The organism is Sphingopyxis sp. LARHCG72, from assembly GCF_052871675.1.
Genome location: NZ_JBIXJU010000011.1, coordinates 31298 through 52164, shown reverse-complemented (window position 1 = coordinate 52164; position 20867 = coordinate 31298). Strand labels below are relative to the sequence as shown.

6 protein-coding genes and 1 pseudogene are annotated in these 20867 nt (G+C 64.9%); 4 read left to right on the top strand and 3 right to left on the bottom strand.

Going from position 1 to position 20867, the window contains the following annotated elements; all coding sequences use genetic code 11:
- The first annotated feature begins 446 nt into the window (after positions 1-446).
- Positions 447-14417 carry an autotransporter-associated beta strand repeat-containing protein gene (locus ACIPPQ_RS19665; protein WP_446545745.1) on the top strand — a complete coding sequence of 4657 codons (13971 nt, stop codon included), beginning with the start codon at positions 447-449 and terminating at the stop codon, positions 14415-14417.
- Positions 14418-14493: 76 nt separating this feature from the next.
- Here the strand turns inward: ACIPPQ_RS19665 and ACIPPQ_RS19660 are convergent, their stop codons facing one another.
- Positions 14494-15150 carry an autotransporter outer membrane beta-barrel domain-containing protein gene (locus ACIPPQ_RS19660; protein WP_446545744.1) on the bottom strand — a complete coding sequence of 219 codons (657 nt, stop codon included), beginning with the start codon at positions 15148-15150 and terminating at the stop codon, positions 14494-14496.
- A 35-nt stretch (positions 15151-15185) separates the two neighbouring features.
- On the opposite strand from ACIPPQ_RS19660, the gene ACIPPQ_RS19655 reads away from it, so the two are divergent.
- Positions 15186-15701: a hypothetical protein gene (locus ACIPPQ_RS19655; protein WP_446545743.1), complete on the top strand. Its 516-nt coding sequence runs from the start codon at positions 15186-15188 to the stop codon at positions 15699-15701.
- Positions 15702-15748: 47 nt separating this feature from the next.
- Here the strand turns inward: ACIPPQ_RS19655 and ACIPPQ_RS19650 are convergent.
- Together ACIPPQ_RS19650 and ACIPPQ_RS19645 are read right to left on the bottom strand one after the other, a co-directional pair.
- Positions 15749-15982: pseudogene (locus ACIPPQ_RS19650) on the bottom strand (DUF4087 domain-containing protein); the annotation flags it as partial.
- 242 nt (positions 15983-16224) lie between these two features.
- Positions 16225-16851, bottom strand: coding sequence for a hypothetical protein (locus ACIPPQ_RS19645; protein WP_446545742.1), 627 nt, complete (start codon positions 16849-16851; stop codon positions 16225-16227).
- Positions 16852-16914: 63 nt separating this feature from the next.
- On the opposite strand from ACIPPQ_RS19645, the gene ACIPPQ_RS19640 reads away from it, so the two are divergent.
- Together ACIPPQ_RS19640 and ACIPPQ_RS19635 are read left to right on the top strand one after the other, a co-directional pair.
- Positions 16915-17376, top strand: a complete 462-nt coding sequence (locus tag ACIPPQ_RS19640; protein WP_446545741.1) for a hypothetical protein — start codon at positions 16915-16917, stop codon at positions 17374-17376.
- Positions 17377-17695: 319 nt separating this feature from the next.
- Positions 17696-20749, top strand: coding sequence for a CHAT domain-containing protein (locus ACIPPQ_RS19635; RefSeq protein WP_446545740.1), 3054 nt, complete (start codon positions 17696-17698; stop codon positions 20747-20749).
- Positions 20750-20867 lie beyond the last annotated feature (118 nt).

Genomic DNA, 20867 nt, shown 5'->3' with positions numbered 1-20867 from the left:
GGCGCCGATGTTACCCCAATCTCAGCTTTCCGTATCGATACCGTAACATGCCTCCCTTTACTGGTATCCGGTAACTGTTTGATAATAATTCATTCCGTAGTCGACGGCCCGCGCCATCTTTTCCGGCCTTGCCGGGCGGCTGGGTTGGCTTGGTCTTCCGCAGGGACGCGCTTCGGCGACGGAAGGTCGGTGGTGGGACACGGGGTGCGGGCGTTCCTATTCGGCGCCGGGCACACCGAAAGGAAAGGCGAGGCGCGCGTCCTGCGGGCCATGCCGTAACCGCCGGGGGGGCGTATGATCAGCGATGGTGCGTTTCATTCTGTGCTCCGCGCGCCCGACTTCGCAGCCGTTGCATCCGGCCCCGGATGGGCAGCGGCCTTTACCATCAGACAATCCGTCCTCCGTGACCCGCTCACGAACCCCGAACCGTGCCCGAAGGAAATATCATGACGATCGACCGCGCCTCTGCCGCCCGTACCAGCAAGGGCCCGTCGCTGTCGCGCCGCCTGTTGTGCGGAGCTTCACTTGCCGCGGTGCTCGCGTGCGCGCCGATGCCTGCGCAGGCCGACGATCGTTACTGGGATGCGAACGGCACTGCTGTCGGGTCGGGCGGTACCGGCACCTGGAACCTTGGCAACCTCAACTGGAGTCCCAATGGCGACGGCGTAAGCGGTCCCTTCGTCGAGCCGTGGAACAATGGCGATATCGACAATGCGACCTTCGGCGGCACCCCGGGCACGGTGACCGTCGCGGTTCCGGTCACGGTCGGTAACATCACTTTCAATTCGGCGGGTTATGTCCTGAACGGCAGCACGCTGACGCTGAGCGGACCGGCGCCGACGATCACGACCAATTTCAACAACGCCAACGCTACGATCAATTCGGCGATTACCGGTTCCGCAGGCCTGATCAAGGCGGGCAACGGCGGGTTGATACTGAACGGCACCAACAGTTTCACAGGCGGCATCACGATCAACGCCGGCAGCATCTACGCGGCCAGCGACGCTGCGCTCGGTGCATCGAGCAACAATATCGTTACCGCCGCGGGCGCGACGGTCCGACTGTCGATAGCGGGCGCTTCGACGAGCCGCGCGGTTGCGATCGGCGATGGCGGCACGCTGATTCTCGAGGGGAGCGGCGCGGGTTCGGCGCTGATCTCGGGCAACGGCAGGGTTTCGGTGGCGGCCAGCGGCGTCACGATGAGCAACGACCTCAGCACTTACACCGGCCAGACCATCTTTACGGGTTGCAACGGCACCTGCTCGGCGCGCTTCACCTCGCTCCGCAACCTTGGAGAGGCGAGCGCGCTTGGCGCCCCCGTCACGGTGGCCGACGGCACGATCATCTTCAACCAGCAGAGCCAGTACAGCGACAGCCTGATATACCTTGGCGACGGCGACAGCTCGAACCGCAACTGGGACATCAATGGCAATGGTGCGATCATCCGCAACCAAGGCACGGGCACGCTTTCGATCACCGGCGATATCGATGTTTCGGCCGGCGCCACTTTCATTGCCGATACCGCCAATGTGGAACTGCTGGGCGTCCTGAGTGGTGGTGCTTACGGTTTCAACGGGGCGGCCGGAAGTAGCGTCACGTTGGGCAACGCCAACACATTTACCGGACAGGCGACGATCGCCGGGCTGGTGAAGGCGGCGGTCCTCGCCGACACGGGCGCCGTCAGCTCGCTCGGCGCGGGATCGACCATCGGTCTCAGCATCGGCGCGCTGAACTATGTCGGAACGGGCAACAGCAGCAACCGCAGCTGGGTGGTCCACGGCACGTCGGGTATCCAGAACGACGGGACCGGGGCACTTGATTTAAGCGGCAATGCATCGTTCGTCGCGGGTGGTATCGCCGACAGCCTGACGCTCGGCGGCAGCTTTACCGGCGAGAGCCGGTTCTCGGGGGTGATTTCGGGCGCCGGAAACCTCAACTCGAACGGCAGCGGCACTTGGATCATGGGTGGCGCCAATAGTTTTACGGGCAATGTCACCGTTACGTCGGGCACGTTGAAAGTGGGGAATGCCGCGGCCTTTGGACCCGCGAACGGCCTGATCGTCAATGGCGGCACGCTCGACCTTGGCGGTTTCGACCTCGTCGCGCCGTCGCTGACCGGCACGGGCGGTACGGTCGCACTCGGTGCGCAGACCCTGACCGTCGATGCAAAGACCGCGCAGGTCTTTGGCGGCAGCATCACCGGAACCGGCGGATTGCGCAAAAACGGCGTGGGATCGCTGACGCTGACGGGGGCGAACAGCTATACCGGCGCCACCACGATCGGCGGCGGCCGGCTGACGCTCGATTTCTCGGGTGCCGGCGGTCCCGTGGGCGACATCATCTCGGCATCGTCGCCGCTCGTTCTGTCAGGCGGCACGCTGGAGGTCACAGGCGCGGCGGGCGAGACCAACAGTCAGGGTTTCAGCGGCCTGACGGTCAATGCCGGCAGCAACACCGTTCGCGCCGTCAGCGGCGCAGGCGGGATCGTCAACCTCAATCTCGGCGCGATCACGCGCGCGGGTGGGCTGGTCAATTTCGTCCTCCCGACGGACGGCGCGATCACGACGAGCAATGCCGACGGCGTGCTTGGCGGCTGGGCGACAATAAACGGGTCCGACTATGCCAAGGTTGTCGGCGGCGGCATTCTCGCCTTCGACGACAGCGATTATACGACCAAGGATGACGCCTCGACCTGGGCGGACGGCGATATCATCAGCGATACCGCCAATGCGGCGAATACCCCCTTCTTCGGCACCGTGAACGGCAATGTCCAGCTCGGTGGCTTGCGTTATACTGCCGCCGCCGGATCGAACGTCGCGATCGGCGCTGCAAATACGCTGGGCATCGACGGCACGATCATCGTCGGGCCCAGCACGCTTGCCACGAACCAGAGCATCACCGGCGGTTCGCTGACCGGAAGCACAGGCGGTGGCACGCTTGGCGTCCAGCATAATGGCACGGGCATGCTCACGATCGGCTCGACGATCGTCAATAACGGCGGGGCGACGGCTTTTGCCAAGAGCGGCGGCGGTACCGTCCGCCTGACCGGCGCCAACAACTATACCGGCGGAACGACGCTGAGCGGCGGCCGGCTGGAGGTCACGCAACTCGCCAGCGGCGGCGCCGCGAGCAGCATCGGCGCGTCGAGCGCCGACGCCGCGAACCTCGTCCTCGAAAGCGGCACGCTGGCCTATACGGGCGGCGTCGACGCCGCCACCGATCGCGGCATTACGCTCGTCAACGGCGGTGCCGAGCGCGCGATCCAGGTCGACGCCGGACGAACCGTCGAATTTTCGGGGTTGGTGACCAGCCCCGACGATGCGGGGCTGACCAAGACCGGCGCGGGCACATTGGTCCTGTCGAACGCCGCGAACGATTATACCGGCGTCACGACGATCACCCAATCGTCGGCCGCCGGCAACAGCACGCTGTCGGTCAACACGCTATCCGACGGCGGCATCGCGAGCGGGATCGGCGCGGCGAGCAGCGATTCGGCGAATCTCGTCATGGGCAATGGTGCGCGGCTGCAATATACCGGCGGGACGGTCGCCATCGACCGCGGCTTTACGCTGGCGGCCGGGCAGGGTGGCATCGATGTCGCCAATGCGGGCACGACGCTGACGATCGGCGGCATCGCGACAGGCGCGGGGTCCTTCTTCAAGGATGGTGCGGGAACGCTCGTCCTCAGCGGCACGAACAACTATGCCGGCGATACGACCGTCAATGCCGGCACCCTGCGCGCGGGGTCGGCGCGAGCCTTTGGCGCCGGCGGCCGCTTCATGACCGTGAACAGCGGCGCCACGCTCGACCTCGGCGGGTTCAACATCGGGGTAGCGGCGGTTATCGGCGGCGGGCTGATCGATCTGGGAGGGCGGACGCTGACGACGGGCGGCGGCGGCGGTCTCTTCACGGGCCGGATTACCGGCACCGGCGGCTATACGCGGACCGGAGGTTTCACCCAAACGTTCAGCGGCTGCAACAACGACTATACCGGTGTCACGACGATCGGCGGCGCACTTTCGATCGACTGCATCGCCAATGGCGGGCAGGTGAGCGGTATCGGTGCGTCCTCGGCAGCGGCGTCGAACCTCGCCTTCGCTAACGGCACGCTTGTCTATACGGGCGCCAGCGTTTCGACCGATCGCGGCTTCGCGATGTCGGGCAACGGCAACCTCAACGTCTTCAACGCGGGGACGACGCTTGAATTTTCGGGCAATATTACCGGTGCCGGGCAGCTCAACAAGGATGGCGCGGGAACGCTGCTTTTGTCGGGGATCAACAGCTCGACCAACCTGCTGCGTGTCATAAACGGCACGGTGCGGGTGGGGTCGACGACCGCTTTGGGCAGCGGCGGGGTGTCGCTCGACAACACCGCCGGGGTTCTGCTCGACCTCGACGGCTATAACAACAATGTCCTCTATCTGACCGGCGGCGGCGCGTCGGGCGGAAACATCGCGCTCGACGGCGCGACGCTGACGCTCAATGCCGGCGGCAGCGCGGCGGCCAATTACGGCGGCGCAATCTCGGGAAGCGGCGGCCTGATCAAGAACGGCGCCAACTTCCAGCAGCTGTCGGGCTGTGCGAGCAGCTACGGCGGGCCGACCGTCATCAATGGCGGCACGCTCGCGGTCGACTGCCTCGGCGACGGTGGCGGGAATAGTTCGATCGGTTCCTCCTCCTCGGCGGCGAGCAACCTCGTGCTGAGCGGCGGGACGTTGCGATATGTCGGGGCAGGCGGGGCCACGAACCGAGAATTCACGCTCGGCGCCTCGGCCGCGAGCAAGCTCGATGCCTCGGGCACGGGCGCGATCGCCTTCACCCATGCCGGCCCCCTGACCTTTGCGAGCGCGAATACGGCGCAGACGCTGACGCTGGGCGGCACGAGCACGGCGAACAACATTCTCGCCGCACAGGTCACCAACAACGGCACCGGGGTCACGCGCCTGACCAAGACCGACGCCGGCACATGGATTCTCACCAATCCGGGCAGCACCTATACGGGCATCACGACGATCAGCGGCGGTGTCCTCGGCGTCGACAACCTCGCCGACGGCGGTATCGCGAGCAGCATCGGCGCCTCGTCCGCCGCCGCCGCGAACCTCGTCATCGGCAATGGCTCGACGCTGCGCTACACCGGTGCGGGCGACAGCACGAACCGCCTGTTCACTCTGTCGCAGGGCGTCACCTTCATCGAATCGTCGGGCACGGGCGCGATCGTCTTCACCGACACCGGGCCGGTCACGCTCGCGAACAACAACCAGGCGCGCACGATCGCGCTCGGCGGGACCAATCTGGGTAACAACACGCTGGCGGGCTCGATCGGCAATGCGGGCACGGGCGTCACCACGCTCGCGAAGAACGACAGCGGCAATTGGGTGCTGACCGGCAATAACAGCTATACCGGGTCGACGAACGTCAATGGCGGCACGCTGTTCATCGGCGGCGGCGGCACGACGGGGTCGATTGCCAGCGCGATCGTCAACAATTTCGGCACGCTCGGCTTCAACCGCAGCGACCTTCTTTCCTATGGAGGGCAGATCGGCGGCACCGGATCGGTGCGTCAGGCGGGGACCGGCACGACGGTCCTGACCGGCACGAACCTCTACACCGGCGGTACGACGATCGAAGCGGGCACGCTCCAGCTCGGCGACGGCGGCGCGACGGGCAGCATCGTCGGCGACATCGTCGACAACGGCCTGCTCGTCTTCAATCGCTCGAACCTCGTCACCTTTGCCGGAACCATCTCGGGCAGCGGGGCGGTGCGGCAAATCGGCAGCGGCACCACGGTGCTGAGCGGCATCAACAGCTACGCTGGCGGCACGTCGATTCTTGGCGGCACATTGCAGGTTTCGGCCGATGCGAATCTTGGTGCAGCAGCCGGCGGGCTCGACTTTTCCGGCGGCACGCTGCGCACGACGGCATCCTTTGCAAGCGCACGGAACAGCAGCCTGACCGGCGCCGGGACGATCCTGACCGACACCGGAACGACCTTTTCGCTCAATGGCATGATTTCGGGGGCGGGCGGCCTCACCAAGTCGGGCGCGGGCGTTCTGACGCTGACCGGCGCCAACAGCTATGCCGGCGCGACCGCCGTGAACGCCGGTACCCTGCTGGTCAACGGCAACCAGTCGGCGGCGACGGGCCTTTTGACCGTCGCTTCGGGGGCGACGCTGGGCGGCAGCGGGACGATCGGCGGCAGTGTCAATGTGCTAAGCGGCGGCATCCTTGCGCCGGGCAACAGCCCGGGTACGCTCAATATCGACGGCGACCTGGCGCTAGCGGGCGGTTCGGTCCTGAACTTCGAATTCGGTCAGGCCGATGTCGCGGGCGGTCCGCTCAACGACTTGATCAACGTCGGGGGCGACCTGACGCTCGACGGCACGATCAACGTCAATGTTTCGGCCGGCGGCAACTTCGGCGGCGGCCTTTATCGCGTGTTCAACTATGGCGGCGCGCTCATCGACAACGGGCTCGCGCTGGGTTCGATGCCGCCCGGTAGCAATGTCACCGTGCAGACGTCGGTCGCGGGCCAGGTCAACCTGATCAACTCCGAAGGCCTGTCCTTAAGCTTCTGGGACGGTGCGGCCGGGCCCAAGTTCAACGACGCGGTCGACGGCGGCAGCGGCATCTGGCATCTGGGGGGCGCCGACAATAATTGGACGGGCGCCGATGGCAGCATCAACGCGGCGTTTGCCGACGGCACCTTTGCGATTTTCGCCGGCGCGCCGGGCACGGTCACGGTCGACAACAGCGGCGGCGCGGTTACCGCGACGGGAATGCAGTTCGCGGCGGGCGGTTATGTGATCGACGGCGCGCCGCTGACGTTGGTCGGACCGGAATCGCTGATCCGCGTCGGTGACGGTACCGCCGCGGGCGCGGGTTTCACCGCGACGATCAGCGCCGACCTCATCGGCGCGTCGCAGCTGGTCAAGACCGATGCCGGCACGCTCGTGCTGACCGGCGCCAACAGCTACACCGGCGGCACGCTGATCAGCGGCGGCGTGCTTTCGGTCGCCAACGACAGCTTCCTCGGTGATGCTGCGGGCGCGATCACGCTCGACGGCGGCACCTTGCGTATGACGGGCGCCAATTCGGTTAATGCCCACGCATACATTCTGGGGGCGAACGGCGGTGCGATCGACATTGCAAATGCCGCAACGTCCAACGGCGTCCTCAATGCCATGACAGGTAGCGGGGGATTTACGAAACTCGGCGCCGGTTCGCTCGCGCTCAATGGTGAGAATAGCTATACCGGCGGTACGACGATCGAGGCCGGTACGCTGCAGATCGGCGGTCTTGGCGGCACGACCGGCTCGATCGTCGGCGACGTGGTCAACAATGCCCGCTTGGTCTTCAACCGCTCGAATGCCTACACTTATGCGGGCTCAATCACCGGCACGGGCAGCGTTCAGGTAGCAAGCACTGGCGTAACCACGCTGACCGGCGACAGCAACTATGGCGGCGGAACGCTCATCAACGGCACGGGCGGCGAGCTTCGTATCGTCGGCGGGGCGAATGTCACGTCCGGGGGCGCCACGACGATGGGGCGCTCGACGCTGAGCGTCGACGGCGCGAACTCGGTCTTCAGCACGACCGCCTTCGGCGGGAACAATATTCCCTTTGCGGGTTCGGCTATCGTGAACGTGACGAACGGCGGTACGCTCCGGATCAGGGCGGGCGATCTGGATCTGCGTACCCTTGCTGCCACGACGCAAATCAACATTACGGGTGCGAACTCGCTGGCCGATGTGTCGGGCGGCATTCGGGGCAGCACAAGCTTCAACGCGCCCCTCAGCATGACGATCGGCGCGGGCGGGACGCTGCGCACCGGGGGAGCGAGCCAGATCGGTACCCCGACTAGCAGCACCAATCCCATCGTCGTCGCGATCACCGGCGCGGGCTCCAACTGGACGAGCGCCGGTTCGCTGCTGATGACCGCCGGCGATTTCACGGTCAATCAGAACGGTGCAGCGACCTTCGCGTCTGCGACCTTCGGCACGGCGCCACAGGCGGCCAGCCTGACGGTGTCGGGCGCGGGCTCCCGTTTCGCCACGACGGGCGATCTCGTTATCGGTAGCGGTACCGGCACCGCGGTTCTGACGGTCGCTGATGGTGGCCGGGTGATCGCCGGGTCTAGCCTCCAGATTGCAGCGCAGGGCGGTTCGGCCGGCACCGTCAATATTGGCGGCGTCGAAGGCGGCGCGGCTGCGGCCGTCGGCTTCATTGATGGCAACATTAATTTTGGCCTCGGCGCGAGCGAACTGAACTTCAACCACACCGAGACCGACTATCTCTTCGCCAACAGCATGACAGGCCTTGGTACGATCAACCATGTGGCGGGGACCACTCGCCTTACCGGCGACAGCTCGGCCCTGATCAGCACGACGTCGGTCGCGGGCGGCACGCTGCTCGTCGACGGCATTTTGGGGGCCGGAGTGAGCCTCGTCAGCGTGGCGACGGGCGGTACGCTGGGCGGCACGGGTGCGATCGGCGGCGATGTCGATATCTTTGATGGCAATCTCAATCCCGGCGACGTCGGCGGGGTGCCGGGCAGGCTGACAATCGCAGGCGACCTATACCTCGCACCGGAGGCGACGCTTAACGTCGACTTCGGCCAGGCAAATGTCGTCGGGGGCGCCTTCAACGACCTGATCGACGTGGGCGGGGACCTCGTTCTCGACGGAACGCTCAATGTCCAGGAAACCCCCGGAGGCAGTTTCGAACCGGGCGTTTATCGCATCATCAACTATGGTGGATCGCTGACCGACAACGGATTGACGGTCAATGCGGGCTATTTCGTGCAGACCTCGGTCGCGAACCAGATCAACCTGGTCAACACCACGGGCCTCACCATGCGCTTCTGGGACGGCGCCAACGGGGGCAAGAATGACGGCGTCATCACCGGCGGCGAGGGTTTGTGGCAGGCAAGCGCCGGCAACGACAACTGGACCGAGTTCGACGGATCGGCAAACGCGCCCTTCACCGACGCGGCCTTTGCGGTCTTCTCGGGCGTCGGCGGGACAGTAACCGTCGACGCTTCGCTCGGCGCGGTCACGGCTTCGGGGATGCAGTTCGCCGGCGACGGCTATCTTGTCGCGGGCGACGATATCGCGTTCGTCGATGCGGCGGCGATCATTCGCGTTGGCGACGGCACGATCGGCGGCGCAGGCTATGCCGCAACGATCGCGTCGAACCTGACCGGCATCGGCGATGTCATCAAGACCGACCTTGGCACGCTGGTGTTGACCGGCGCGAACAGCTTTACCGGCGAAACCAATGTCCGCGGCGGCGAACTGCGGCTCGGCGACGGCGGCGCGCTGACCAATGCGGACGGAATGATCGGCCGCGAAAGCGGCGAGCGGGGCATTGTCACCGTTACCGGTACCGATGGAAGCGGTAACGCCTCGACCTGGACCAACATGGGCATCCTTCGCGTCGGCCGCCTGGGCACCGGCACGCTCAACATCCTCGATGGCGGTCTCGTGACCGTCGCTGACATCACCTATGTCGGCGACGTCGAGGGCAGTCAGGGGATTGTCACCGTTTCGGGGCAGGACGCCAATGGCAATGCGTCGACATGGACCGGGGCGAGCGACATCGTTATCGGCGAATTCGGCAGCGGCACGCTGAACATCACGTCCGGTGGTCAGGTCAGCAACCAGTCGGGCTGGATCGGCTCCAGCGCTGGCAGTCAAGGCATCGTCACCGTCTCGGGCATCGGCGCCAACGGCGTCGCCTCGACCTGGACGAACAACGGCGATCTGCTCGTCGGCAATGATAGTAACGGGACGCTGAACATCGCCGATGGCGGTAAGGTCGTCAGCGTCGGGGGCCACATCGGTGCCAATAGCGACGGCGTCGGGCAGATGCTCGTCAGCGGTACCGGCTCGCTGTGGGAAAACAGCGGACGGATCAACGTCGGCCTGTTCGGTACCGGGACGCTGCGCATCGAAAATGGTGCGAGCGTGGCGAGCAATGACGGCGTTGTTGGCGCTTCGGGGCATGGCGATGTTGTCGTATCCGGTGCGGGTTCGACGTGGATCAACACCCAGCAACTGAATATCGGCAGCTTCGGCACCGGCACCTTGCGCATCGAAAACGGCGCGAACGTGATCAGCAATCAGGGCTATATCGGCGCGAACAACACCGGCAGCGCCGTTGTGACCGGCGCCGGATCGAACTGGCTGGTCACCGACTTCACCATGACCGTCGGCAATGACGGCGACGGTTCGCTGACGATCGAAGATGGCGGGCGAGTCCGAGCCGAAGGGGGTTTCTCCCTCGGCGTGGCGGCCGGCGCTACATCGACGGTGACTTTGCTCGGCACCTCCGGCCGCCGTGGCGTTCTGGAAACCAGCCGGATCGTTGGCGGCCTCGGGATCGTCGACTTCTCGCTCGATGGCGGCATACTGCGTGCGACCGCCGACAACGACTTCTTCTTTGTCGATTTTGATACGCGCGACATCGCGCTTGGCGCGAATGGCGGGATCATCGATACCGACGGCCATGACATCGGCATCTCGCCGCGCTTCGTGGGTGCAGGCGGGCTGACCAAGGAAGGCCTCGGCACGCTGACTCTGACCGGTGCCAACAGCTATGCGGGCACAACCCTGGTCAACGCGGGGACCTTGCTGGTCAATGGCGATCAATCCGCGGCGAGGGGGGGGATGACCGTCTTCTCGGGCGCGACGCTCGGCGGCACCGGCACCATTGGCGGTAATGTCGCCTTGCTCGACGGCGCGATCCTTGCGCCGGGCGAAAGCCCCGGCACGCTGACGATCAACGGCAATCTGTCGCTCGCCGGCGGTTCGATCCTGAACTACGAATTCGGGCAGGCCGATGTCCCAGGCGGCGCGCTCAACGATCTGGTCGATGTCGGCGGCGACCTGACGCTCGACGGGACGATCAATGTGACGGTCCCGACGGGGGGCAGCTTCGGCCCCGGCATCTATCGCGTGATCAACTATGGCGGCACGCTGATCGACAATGGATTGACGCTGGGGACGATCCCCGGCGGCACCGGCGGTATTTCGGTCCAGACCGGAATCGCGGGTCAGGTGAACCTTGTCAATTCGTTGGGACTGGCGCTCAGCTTCTGGGACGGCGCGGCCGGCCCCAAGCATGACGGCTCACTCAACGGCGGCGACGGCGTGTGGCGCGTTGCGGGCGCCCTCAACAACTGGACCGACGCCAATGGCTCGATCAACGCCGATTATGCGCAGGACAGTTTTGCGGTCTTCGCCGCGGCTCCCGGCACCGTCACGATCGACAACAGCGGCGGCAATGTCCTCGCCTCGGGCATGCAGTTCGCCAGCGACGGCTATGTCATTACGGGTGACGCGCTGACGCTAACGGGCGCGCAGGCGATCGTTCAGGTCGGCGATGGCAGCGCCGCAGGCGCAGGCTATACTGCGACCATCGATGCGGAGATCGCCGGCACGGCGCAACTGCTGAAGACCGATACGGGCACGCTCGTCCTGACCGGCGTCAACAGCTACAGCGGCGGCACGCTGATCAACGGCGGCACCGTCCGGATCGGCAGCGATGCCAATCTGGGTGATGCGGCCGGGGGCCTGTCGATCGGCGGCGGCGCGCTCCACACCACCACCGATATTGTCTCGGGCCGTACCGTCACGCTGATCGGCGCCGGCGTGTTCCGCAGTGATGCGGGCACAACGCTGACGCTGACCGGGCGGGTCGGCGGCGCGGGCGGTCTGGTCAAAGCGGGCGCGGGCACGCTTGCGCTTGGCGGTACCGGGTCTTTCACGGGTGCGACGACCGTGGAAGCGGGCAGCTTGTTCGTCAACGGCGACTATTCGGCAGCGACGGGCGCGACCAGTGTCGCCGCGGCCGCGACGCTGGGCGGCACGGGGACGATCGGCGGCAATGTCGACTTTGCCAGCGGAGCCAGGCTGGCGCCAGGCGCGGGCGGCACGGGTACACTGACAATCAACGGCAATCTGTCGCTCGCGGCAGGGACGCAGCTCGATTTCGAATTCGGGCAGGCGGGTGTCGCAGGCGGCGCGCTCAACGACCTCGTCAACGTGGGAGGCAACCTTGTCCTCGACGGCGTGCTCAACGTCAGTGTCCCGACGGGTGGCGCGTTCGACGTCGGCATCTATCGCATGTTCAACTATGGCGGCACGCTGACGAACAACGGCGTGACGTTCGGCACCATGCCGACGGGCGCCAACGCTGCCATCCAGACCTCGGTCGCAGGGCAGGTCAATCTGGTCAATTCGGGTGGCCTCACGCTGAACTTCTGGGACGGCGCGGCCGGCCCGAAGGTCGATGGCGTGATCAACGGCGGCAACGGCGTGTGGCAGAGCAGCGCGGGCAACACCAACTGGACCGACGCGACGGGCAATCTTAGTGCGCCCTATGCCAATGGCGCCTTTGCGATCTTCGGCGGCACGGCGGGTACGGTCACGGTCGATAACGCACCGGGCGCCGTAACGGCCACCGGGATGCAGTTCGCGACGAACGGCTATGTCATCACCGGCGACGGCATCACCCTCGACGGGGTGCAAGCGGCGATCCGCGTCGGCGACGGCAGCACGGCGGGCGCGGGCTTTACCGCGACGGTCAATTCGGCGCTCACCGGCACGGCACAGGTGGTCAAGACCGACACGGGGACGCTCGTCCTCGGCGGCACGAACAGCTACACCGGCGGCACCCAGATCGTCGGCGGCGCGCTCCGCATTTCGAACGACGCCAACCTTGGTGCGGCGAGCGGCGACGTGACGCTCGATGGCGGCACACTCGAAACGACCGCAAACCTCGCCAGCGCGCGCGGCTTCGTCGTCTCCGGCGGTGGCACGATTTCGGCCGCGGTCGATACGGTCTTTACCTACAACGGGCTCTTCTCGGGCGTGGGCGGGCTGACTAAGGATGGCGCGGGCACCTTGCTCATTGCCGCCGACAACAGCGGTTTCGGCGGCAGTACGACGGTCGCCGGCGGCACACTGGCGGTGCAGGGAAGTCTTGGCGGTGCAGTCACCGTCGGCGCGGCAGGCCGTCTCGAAGGCGCCGGCCGCGTCGGCAGCCTCGCGAACGCGGGCGTCGTCGCACCGGGCAGCGGGATCGGCTCGCTGACGGTCGCGGGCGACTATGCCGGCAATGGCGGCGTGCTGGAGATCGAAGCCGCACTCGGCGGCGACGCCTCGGCGGCCGACCGTTTGATCGTGAACGGCGCCACGTCTGGCAATACGCGAGTCACGGTGATCAACCGCGGCGGCTTGGGCGACCAGACGGTGGAGGGGATCAAGATTGTCGACGTCGCGGGCGCTTCGAACGGCATCTTTACGCTCGAGGGCGACTATCTGTTCGACGGCGAGCAGGCCGTCGTCCTCGGCGCCTATGGCTATCGTCTCTACAAGAATGGCGTTTCGACGCCGCAGGACGGCGACTGGTATCTCCGTTCCGCGCTTCTTGCCGGCGAAAATCCGCAAGGTCCGCTCTATCAGCCGGGCGTGCCCGTGTACGAAGCCTATGTCGGGGCGTTGCAGTCGCTGAACCGGCTGCCGACCCTGCAACAGCGTGTCGGCAACCGCTCGTGGGCGGCGTCGCCGATTGCCGGTGCGGGTCTGTGGGGCCGGTTCGAATCGGAACGCCAGCGTCCGGCGGCACTTGTTTCGACAAGCGGCGCCGACCGCAATGCCGATCAGTGGCAGGCGCAACTCGGGCTTGATGCGGTGCTGGCAGAGCGGGGCGACGGCGCCACGCTCGTCGGTGGGCTGACCGCGCATTATGGCAAGGCGGACAGCAATATCGCGTCGGTCTTCGGCAATGGCACGATCGACACGCAGGGCTATGGCGTCGGCGCGACGATGACCTGGTACGGGCCGCAGGGCTTTTATGTCGACGGACAGGTCAAGCTTAGCTGGTTCGACAGCGATCTCGAATCGAACATCCTCGGATCGCTCGCGCGCGGCAACAAGGGCGACGGACAGGCGTTCAGCCTTGAACTCGGCAAACAGACCCCGGTCGGCCGCAACCTCAGTATCACGCCGCAGGTCCAGATGAGCTATGCCAAGGTCGATTTCAATCGCTTCGCCGATCAGTCGGCGGCCGCGGTTTCGGTGGCGAAAGGCGAAAGCCTGAAGACGCGCTGGGGGCTGGCGATCGATCATCAGACGAGCTGGAAGGGCCGCGCGGGCGACACCCGCCGTACGCGCCTCTACACCGTGATGAACCTCGGTTACGAATGGCTCGATGGCGCGGTTGCTGATGTGTCGGGAACGCCGATCGCGAATCGCGATCATCGCCTGTCGGCCGAACTCGGACTCGGCGGCAGCTACAGCTGGGGCAACGACCGCTTCACCCTCTATACCGAGCTGTCCGGCGATACCGCCGTCGCCAACTTCGGTGCAGGCTACAACCTCAAGGGCACCGCAGGCTTCCGCGTGCGGTTCTAAGCTGCGTCGGACACAAGCGAGCGCTCCGGATATTCCGGAGCGCTCGCCTTATGGTGGTTGATGCCGGGAAGACGGCCTAGAAGTGCAATCGCACCCCGGCCGTGCCCTTGAGGTCGTAGCTGCTCCCCAGGTCCTTCAATGAGGATCCGGCCAAAACCTGACTGTAAAGCGTCAGCCGGTCGCTGAATTCCAGGCTGCCGCCAAGTGCGGCATCGCCGCGCAGCCGATCGTTCGCATTGCGGATCGATGCACCCGATACGCTGACGCGCGCGCCGTCGAGCCACTCATGATCGAGACGAAGCAGCCCGTAGAGATGGGCGCGGCGGTTCGACCCGCCGTCGTTCCACGCCCGGTCATGCGCGATCGCAACGCCCCAGTGCGTCGTCAGGCTGTCGCCGTTGCGCGAGGATACCGACGCACCGGCAGGATCATCGAACCCGTCGAACGCGATCGCCTGGTAGGACATCCGGATATGCGGTGTGATCGTCACGTCGCCGCCCTCGGGCACGCGCTTGCCCGCCTCCAGGCTGACGGCGCGCCCGCGTCCCTCATTGCCGTCGGCCAGCGTGCCGAGCACGGCGGAACGGAGCCGCGTGTCGAACCAGCTCTGTTGCGCCTGCGCGTTGGCATAGAAGCCATCGGTCGTGGTGAAGGTCAGCGCCGCGCCGACGCCATAGCCCTTCGCATCGATCCGGTCGTCGCCGAAGGTCGAGCGTCGCCGCGGCATCGTCATACGATCCGGTCCTCGACGCGATGGTGCGCGATATCATGGCGCGGCAGAAGTTGCTCGCGGCCGAGCAGGCACGCGCCGCCGCGATCGACGAGAAGATGGCGCGCGACCCCGCGTTCGGGCGAATGCATCTCGGTGCATGGGATTTCTTTCAGGCTGACCCAGGAGCGAAACCGGGTGAAACCTGCACGGCGGTCTGGATGAAACAGGGCGAGTTGGTCACCATCTCGGGCCCTGGACCCGATTATGACGGAGGCATGCTGACCTTCTCGAGCAACGATATCCCGCACCCCGCCGACATGCAGACGATCACGGTCACGATGAAACAATCGCGCTATCCCGCCCAGACGGTGAAGGCGGTCAACTATACGACGCCCGGTCAGGCATTCGGTGCCATTTCGCTGACCGTGCGCGACATCGACAAGGCGATCGATACGATGCTCGATGTCGAGCAGTTCGAGATACTGATCGACGGCAAGCGCCTTTCCGATATCGGGTGGAGCGGTGGAAACGGCGCGCGCGATCGGCTGCGCGAATGCGTTCATCCCGGTTAGCAAGACCAGCCTGTCGCCGGAGTGAAGCCGGCACAGGCAGCACAGGCCTACATCTTGGGCAACTGCTTGTCGGCCCGGCACGTCTTGAGCGGTAGCGGGGACCCCGAGGCTATGCGGACGACCCGCCGGCTTTTCTTGTCCACCTGCATGTCGAGGCAGGTACAGGAGTAACCGTATCGGCGGCGATCGGCGACCGAGCTTCCACGCCCTATGGCCGGCAGCCGTGCCTCATCCGCGTCCGATATCTGGTAACCACCTTGCTCGCCAACTATCCATCGCCCGTCGCGATCGAAAAATAGCTATTGCCCGGCGACGGATTGGAGAGCCAGCCGCATCGCTTCTGGGTAGTTTCCGGCCGCGCCGCTGCCGGCAAAACGGGGCCGAGGCAGAGGACAGAGACTATGCAGGCGGTCAAGGGGAGTGTGATTTTCATAACGACGGTCTTTCGTATGCGGGTTCGTCCTGCGTGAATTATCGGTTCATTCCGCGGCCGAAAAGGCAATGCGTTCAATCGGCGCCTTAGTTACCGCTGACTTTCCGCCGTTTCGCCAGCTTCCATCGGCTGGTAGCTTTCGAGCGTATAGCCTTGGGACGTGTTGATGATGAGCATCCGCCCGCGGCATTTATAGTCATGTTCTTCCCAACTCGCCCGCCATTCGATTTGGCCGAGATCCGGGCGTGGCCTGCCGTTCGAATACCACACCCGCGCTCCATAGTGCGCACTGGCCTTGCCCGATCGCTCGATGCCATCCGTCCTCCGTTCGATCGTGACGATACGACGATTGCCTTCGGCATCTCTGCTGAGCGGTGCTTCACTCTTGCTGTCTTGGGCGGCGCTGTCCTCGAGATAGGCGAGGCAGGCGTCGAAGCTCTCCATCGTCTGCTGCCGTTCGGGCGACGAGACGGTGCCGCTCGCCGCAACCATTGAAGCGCTGCACAGCAGCATGGCCGCGAAGCTACCGGTCAGCATATGGGTCTTGGGCATAATTATTTCCTCATCGGGCCGGCCGATCAGAATCACCGGTAGGCCGTGCTTTTTTCCGGAATACCGGTAAGAGAATGCTATCCCAGCCTTTCTGGATGCAATGTGATGACCGTCACTGAGCCCGCGCTCGAGACCGTTCATGGCTATGGAGAAGGTATGTGGCATCGCTCGCCGGCGTTTCGCAGGACCCTGAAACCCGTCGCCGGTCAAGGCAAAGAAGTTGTCCCGATGATCTGGAATCTTGCATCGTTCACCGCAATCGCTCTGGCAGGCCTTGCCGGTCCGCAAGACCCGGTCCCGGGCGTTTCGGGCGCTGACACGCCCGACCGGATTTCCTATGCGGGAACCGGCAATGGCTGGACCGGCGGACGCACCGAATGGTGGATCGATCGGTCGGGGCGCGGATCCTATCGAACGACGATCCGACAGCCGATGGATGGCAGTTTTGACGCCGGACCGCGGGGTTTCGAGCGCATCCGGGCGATATTGCAGCCGCTCGAGAGCATGCGCGAACTGCCTTGCGACGGCGCAGTCACCGACCAGGGGGGCGGCGTGCTCAACTGGCGACGAGCCGGTAGGGAAACGATATTACGCTTCGATTTCGGCTGCAATTTCAGGCAGCCTGACGCCGCTCGCGAGCGACTCGGCGAGGCGAGCGAACAGGTGAAGGATTGGGCACGGTCGAAATGACGGGTGGTTCACCGTGCTAGCGGTTTGACGGGCACAATCTGACTTTTTTCTTCTGGGCATCGTCGCAGTTTGGCTTGGCACTGCCTCGCAAAACAATGTCCGCTTATGCCGACGCGAAGCCGAAAGCCGTCAGGCAGCAAGCGGCCAGTATCGGATACGGGCAGTGCTGGGCCGCAATCGGCCACTTTCAGCTAAGCCTCAGCGGCCTGCGGAGCGATTCCAAAATTTGACCGGTGCATGTTCGCAGATTATTCCGCCATTAGGGCAGCGGGGGAAAATCTTGCTCGTACTTCGACATAACCGATGTTTGGCGGTTCTCTTGGTCGGCATCGTGACAATGCTTTTCAGCGAGGCTGCGCTCGCAGCACTCTCTGATCCGGTCCCTAGTGATCATTCCCGCTCACCGCTGCTGTCCCATGCGATCGTTGTGGAGAGCGTGAACGCGCGCGTCGCAGCCGCTGAATCAGCCCTGCGTGACGCGCGCTTCGAGGATTGCGTGGTCGCGGCATCGGAAGCGCAGGAACTGGCCCATTCCTACACCGGCTTCCTCAGCGATGGATCGCAGCGTGCCCTTGCCCTGATCGCCGATTGCGCCGAGCGTCGCGGCAACAAGGAAGAGCTTTCCCAAGCCCTTACACGGCGGCTCGTCGCCGAGGGCGGCGAGTTCGGAGAAACCGGACCCCGAGCGCTGCAAGACCTGCGCGTACTGGCCCTTTTTCACACCCTGCACGGCAATAAAGCCGAGGCGCCGCAGTGGCAGGCATTGTACGTCGAGCGCCTGGAAAAGAGTGTCGGCTCCTATGATCCACGCTACCCCACGGCGCTGTTCTTCCTCGATCTGGCTCAGCCGCAGCCGCAGGCCGCAAATGACCGCCTTGCGATAGCGGCGGCCAGTGTCGAGCGCGCCCGCGAGGCGCTGCGCATCGAGAAAGCCATATTCGGTTCGCGTCATCCGGTTTTCGCCGACGGCCTTGCATGGCTTGCCAGTCGGCACGAAGAATGGCTTCAGGCGCGCGGCCGGGCCGAGGATCTTACACCGGGCGAAGAGAAACGGCTTGGGAGGCAAGCGGACAGCTTGTACCGCGACGCGTTCCAGGCAACCCGGCGTGCGCGAGGCGATCAGGCCGCCGAAACGCTCGCGCTCGCCTCGACCCTCTCCGAACGAGCGGCTCCCGCCAAGCGGGTGAAGCTGCTGGAGTATGTTGCGGTTCATGCAGCGCGCAAAGACGGTCCGAACCATCCCGCCGCGCTGGTGGCGGCGTTCGATCACGCAATGGCACGTAAGGAGGAAGCCCAGAAACGCGACGCCCTGGAAGCGATAGCCGAGCGGGCGATCGGGCTCGAAGATACCGGGTCGCCGAACGGATTTTACATGTTCAAGGTCCTCGTCTCCAGATTCGAACTGTGGGACATGGACCAGAAGGAACGCGCACCCGAATGGACGGATCGGATGGACCGGTTGTTCACCGCCGTCTCGCGCCTCTCGGCTAAGGCAGAGGGGTATTCGAACATTCCCTTTCTGCAGCGGCAGCTGCGTTATCGATTGCGGAACGACAGGCTGAAACCCACGGCTGGCGAAACGGCGCGGCAGCTCTATGAGGCGGCTGAGACGAAACGCCGGCAGGAGGGTGAACTGACAGGCACCGAGGGCCAGGAGAACGACGCGGAACTCGCTCCAACCTATCGACTCGTTGCCCAATCCCTCCTGAAGAACCGAGGACAGGCGGATCCGGTCAAAGCCGATGCCGATCTTGCCTTCGCCGCGCTTCAGGCGTCGCTCGTCAGCTCCGCCAGTAAAGCGCAGGCTATCGCCGCGGGGCGAAATGCCGCCGGATCGATGTCCGACGATCTCGGACAACTGGTTCGCCGACGCGAACTTCTTCGCGAGGAAATCCAGACGCTGAGCCGACGCTTTGCCGAAAGCGCGAGATTGCCAGGCGGGCCCGCGTTCGACAGTGATCGCTTCATCATCGTGCGGGCCGAGCTCGAGGCTATAAACCAAAGGCTGCGAAGCGAGTTTCCCGCCTATTTTTCGTTCATCCAGCCGGCGGCACTGCCGATCGCCGATACGATGCGGCTGCTGGCGCCCGACGAGGCTTTGGTGATGTTGGTGCCCGACGGGCGGCAGACTCATGTTTTCGCGGTCAACCACGAGGGCTATGAGTGGGTGGCGGCGACCCACACTTCGCCGGGACTGGAACTTCAGATACAGCGGCTCCTCTGGGACCTGGGCGCCGGGGTCGCCGTCGATCCGCAAACCGAAATTCACTGGGCCAATGAAGACGGCGATCGCTTTCCCTATCATCGGGGCATCGCCTGGCAACTCTATCGCGAGCTCATTGAGCCGGTGTCCACCATTCTGCAGAACCGCAAGCATATTTTCTTCGTTCAGGGCGGTGAGCTCAGCAGCCTGCCGATGTCCGTGCTCGTGACACGCGCGCCCGCAGGCGATGACGCCGACCCCGAGGCACTTCGAAACACCGCTTGGCTTGTCGACGACTATGCGATCAGCATCCTGCCGTCGGTTCAATCGCTCGCCCTGATCCGCGACGCTGCGCCGGGTGCGGATAGTACCAAACGGCAAAGGTTCATCGGCTTCGGCGATCCCCTGTTGCAGGGGCGGTCACTGGCGCGGGGCAAGGAGCGTATGCGATCCCCGCCGGCGCAGGCCGTCTTCCGTACACCGACGCATGGCTCATTTCGCTCCCAAGACGCCGAGGTCGACATCACGCGTCTGCGCTCGATGAATCGCCTCCCGGGAACGGCTCGCGAGCTGAATGACATTTCGAAGATATTCGGTCCTCGCGCGTCTGAACTGTTTCTCGCCGGCGCTGCGACCGAAGCCAAGGTGAAGCAGACCGCATTCAACGATGCGTCGGTGATCGCATTTGCAACGCACGGCATCCTCGCGGGGGAAATTCGCGGGGCGACCGAGCCGGGGCTCGTAATGACACCCCCCGCAGAGCCGTCGATTGCCGATGACGGCTATTTGTCGTCTTCGGAGATCTCGGCGCTACGAATGAAGGCGGACTGGGTCATTTTGTCCGCCTGCAATACCGCCGGGAGCGATGGTCTGGAAGGTGCGCCGGGTCTCTCCGGCTTGGCGCGGTCGTTCCTTTATGCCGGTGCCAGCTCGCTGCTGGTTTCGCATTGGCCGGTAAGGGATGATGTAGCTGCGCGGCTGACGGTGGACGCCATCCGGCGCCAACGGGAGACACCCTCCGGCAGCGCGGCCGACGCGGTGAGGGCGTCCATGCTGACGATCAGAAACGACCGGAGCCGCGATGCCAACCCGGACACCTTCGCCCACCCTAATGCCTGGGCGCCATTTTCGCTCGTCGGCGATTTGCGAATCTCCTCCAAACAGCACTAGCCCGATCGGGATATGTTCCACGGTGCTCTGACTTGCGTTCAGTCATCGCCGCGCAGCGCCGGATTGTCCGCTTTCGACAGATATGTCCCGTAAGCGGACCGTCCGAGACCGGCCATAT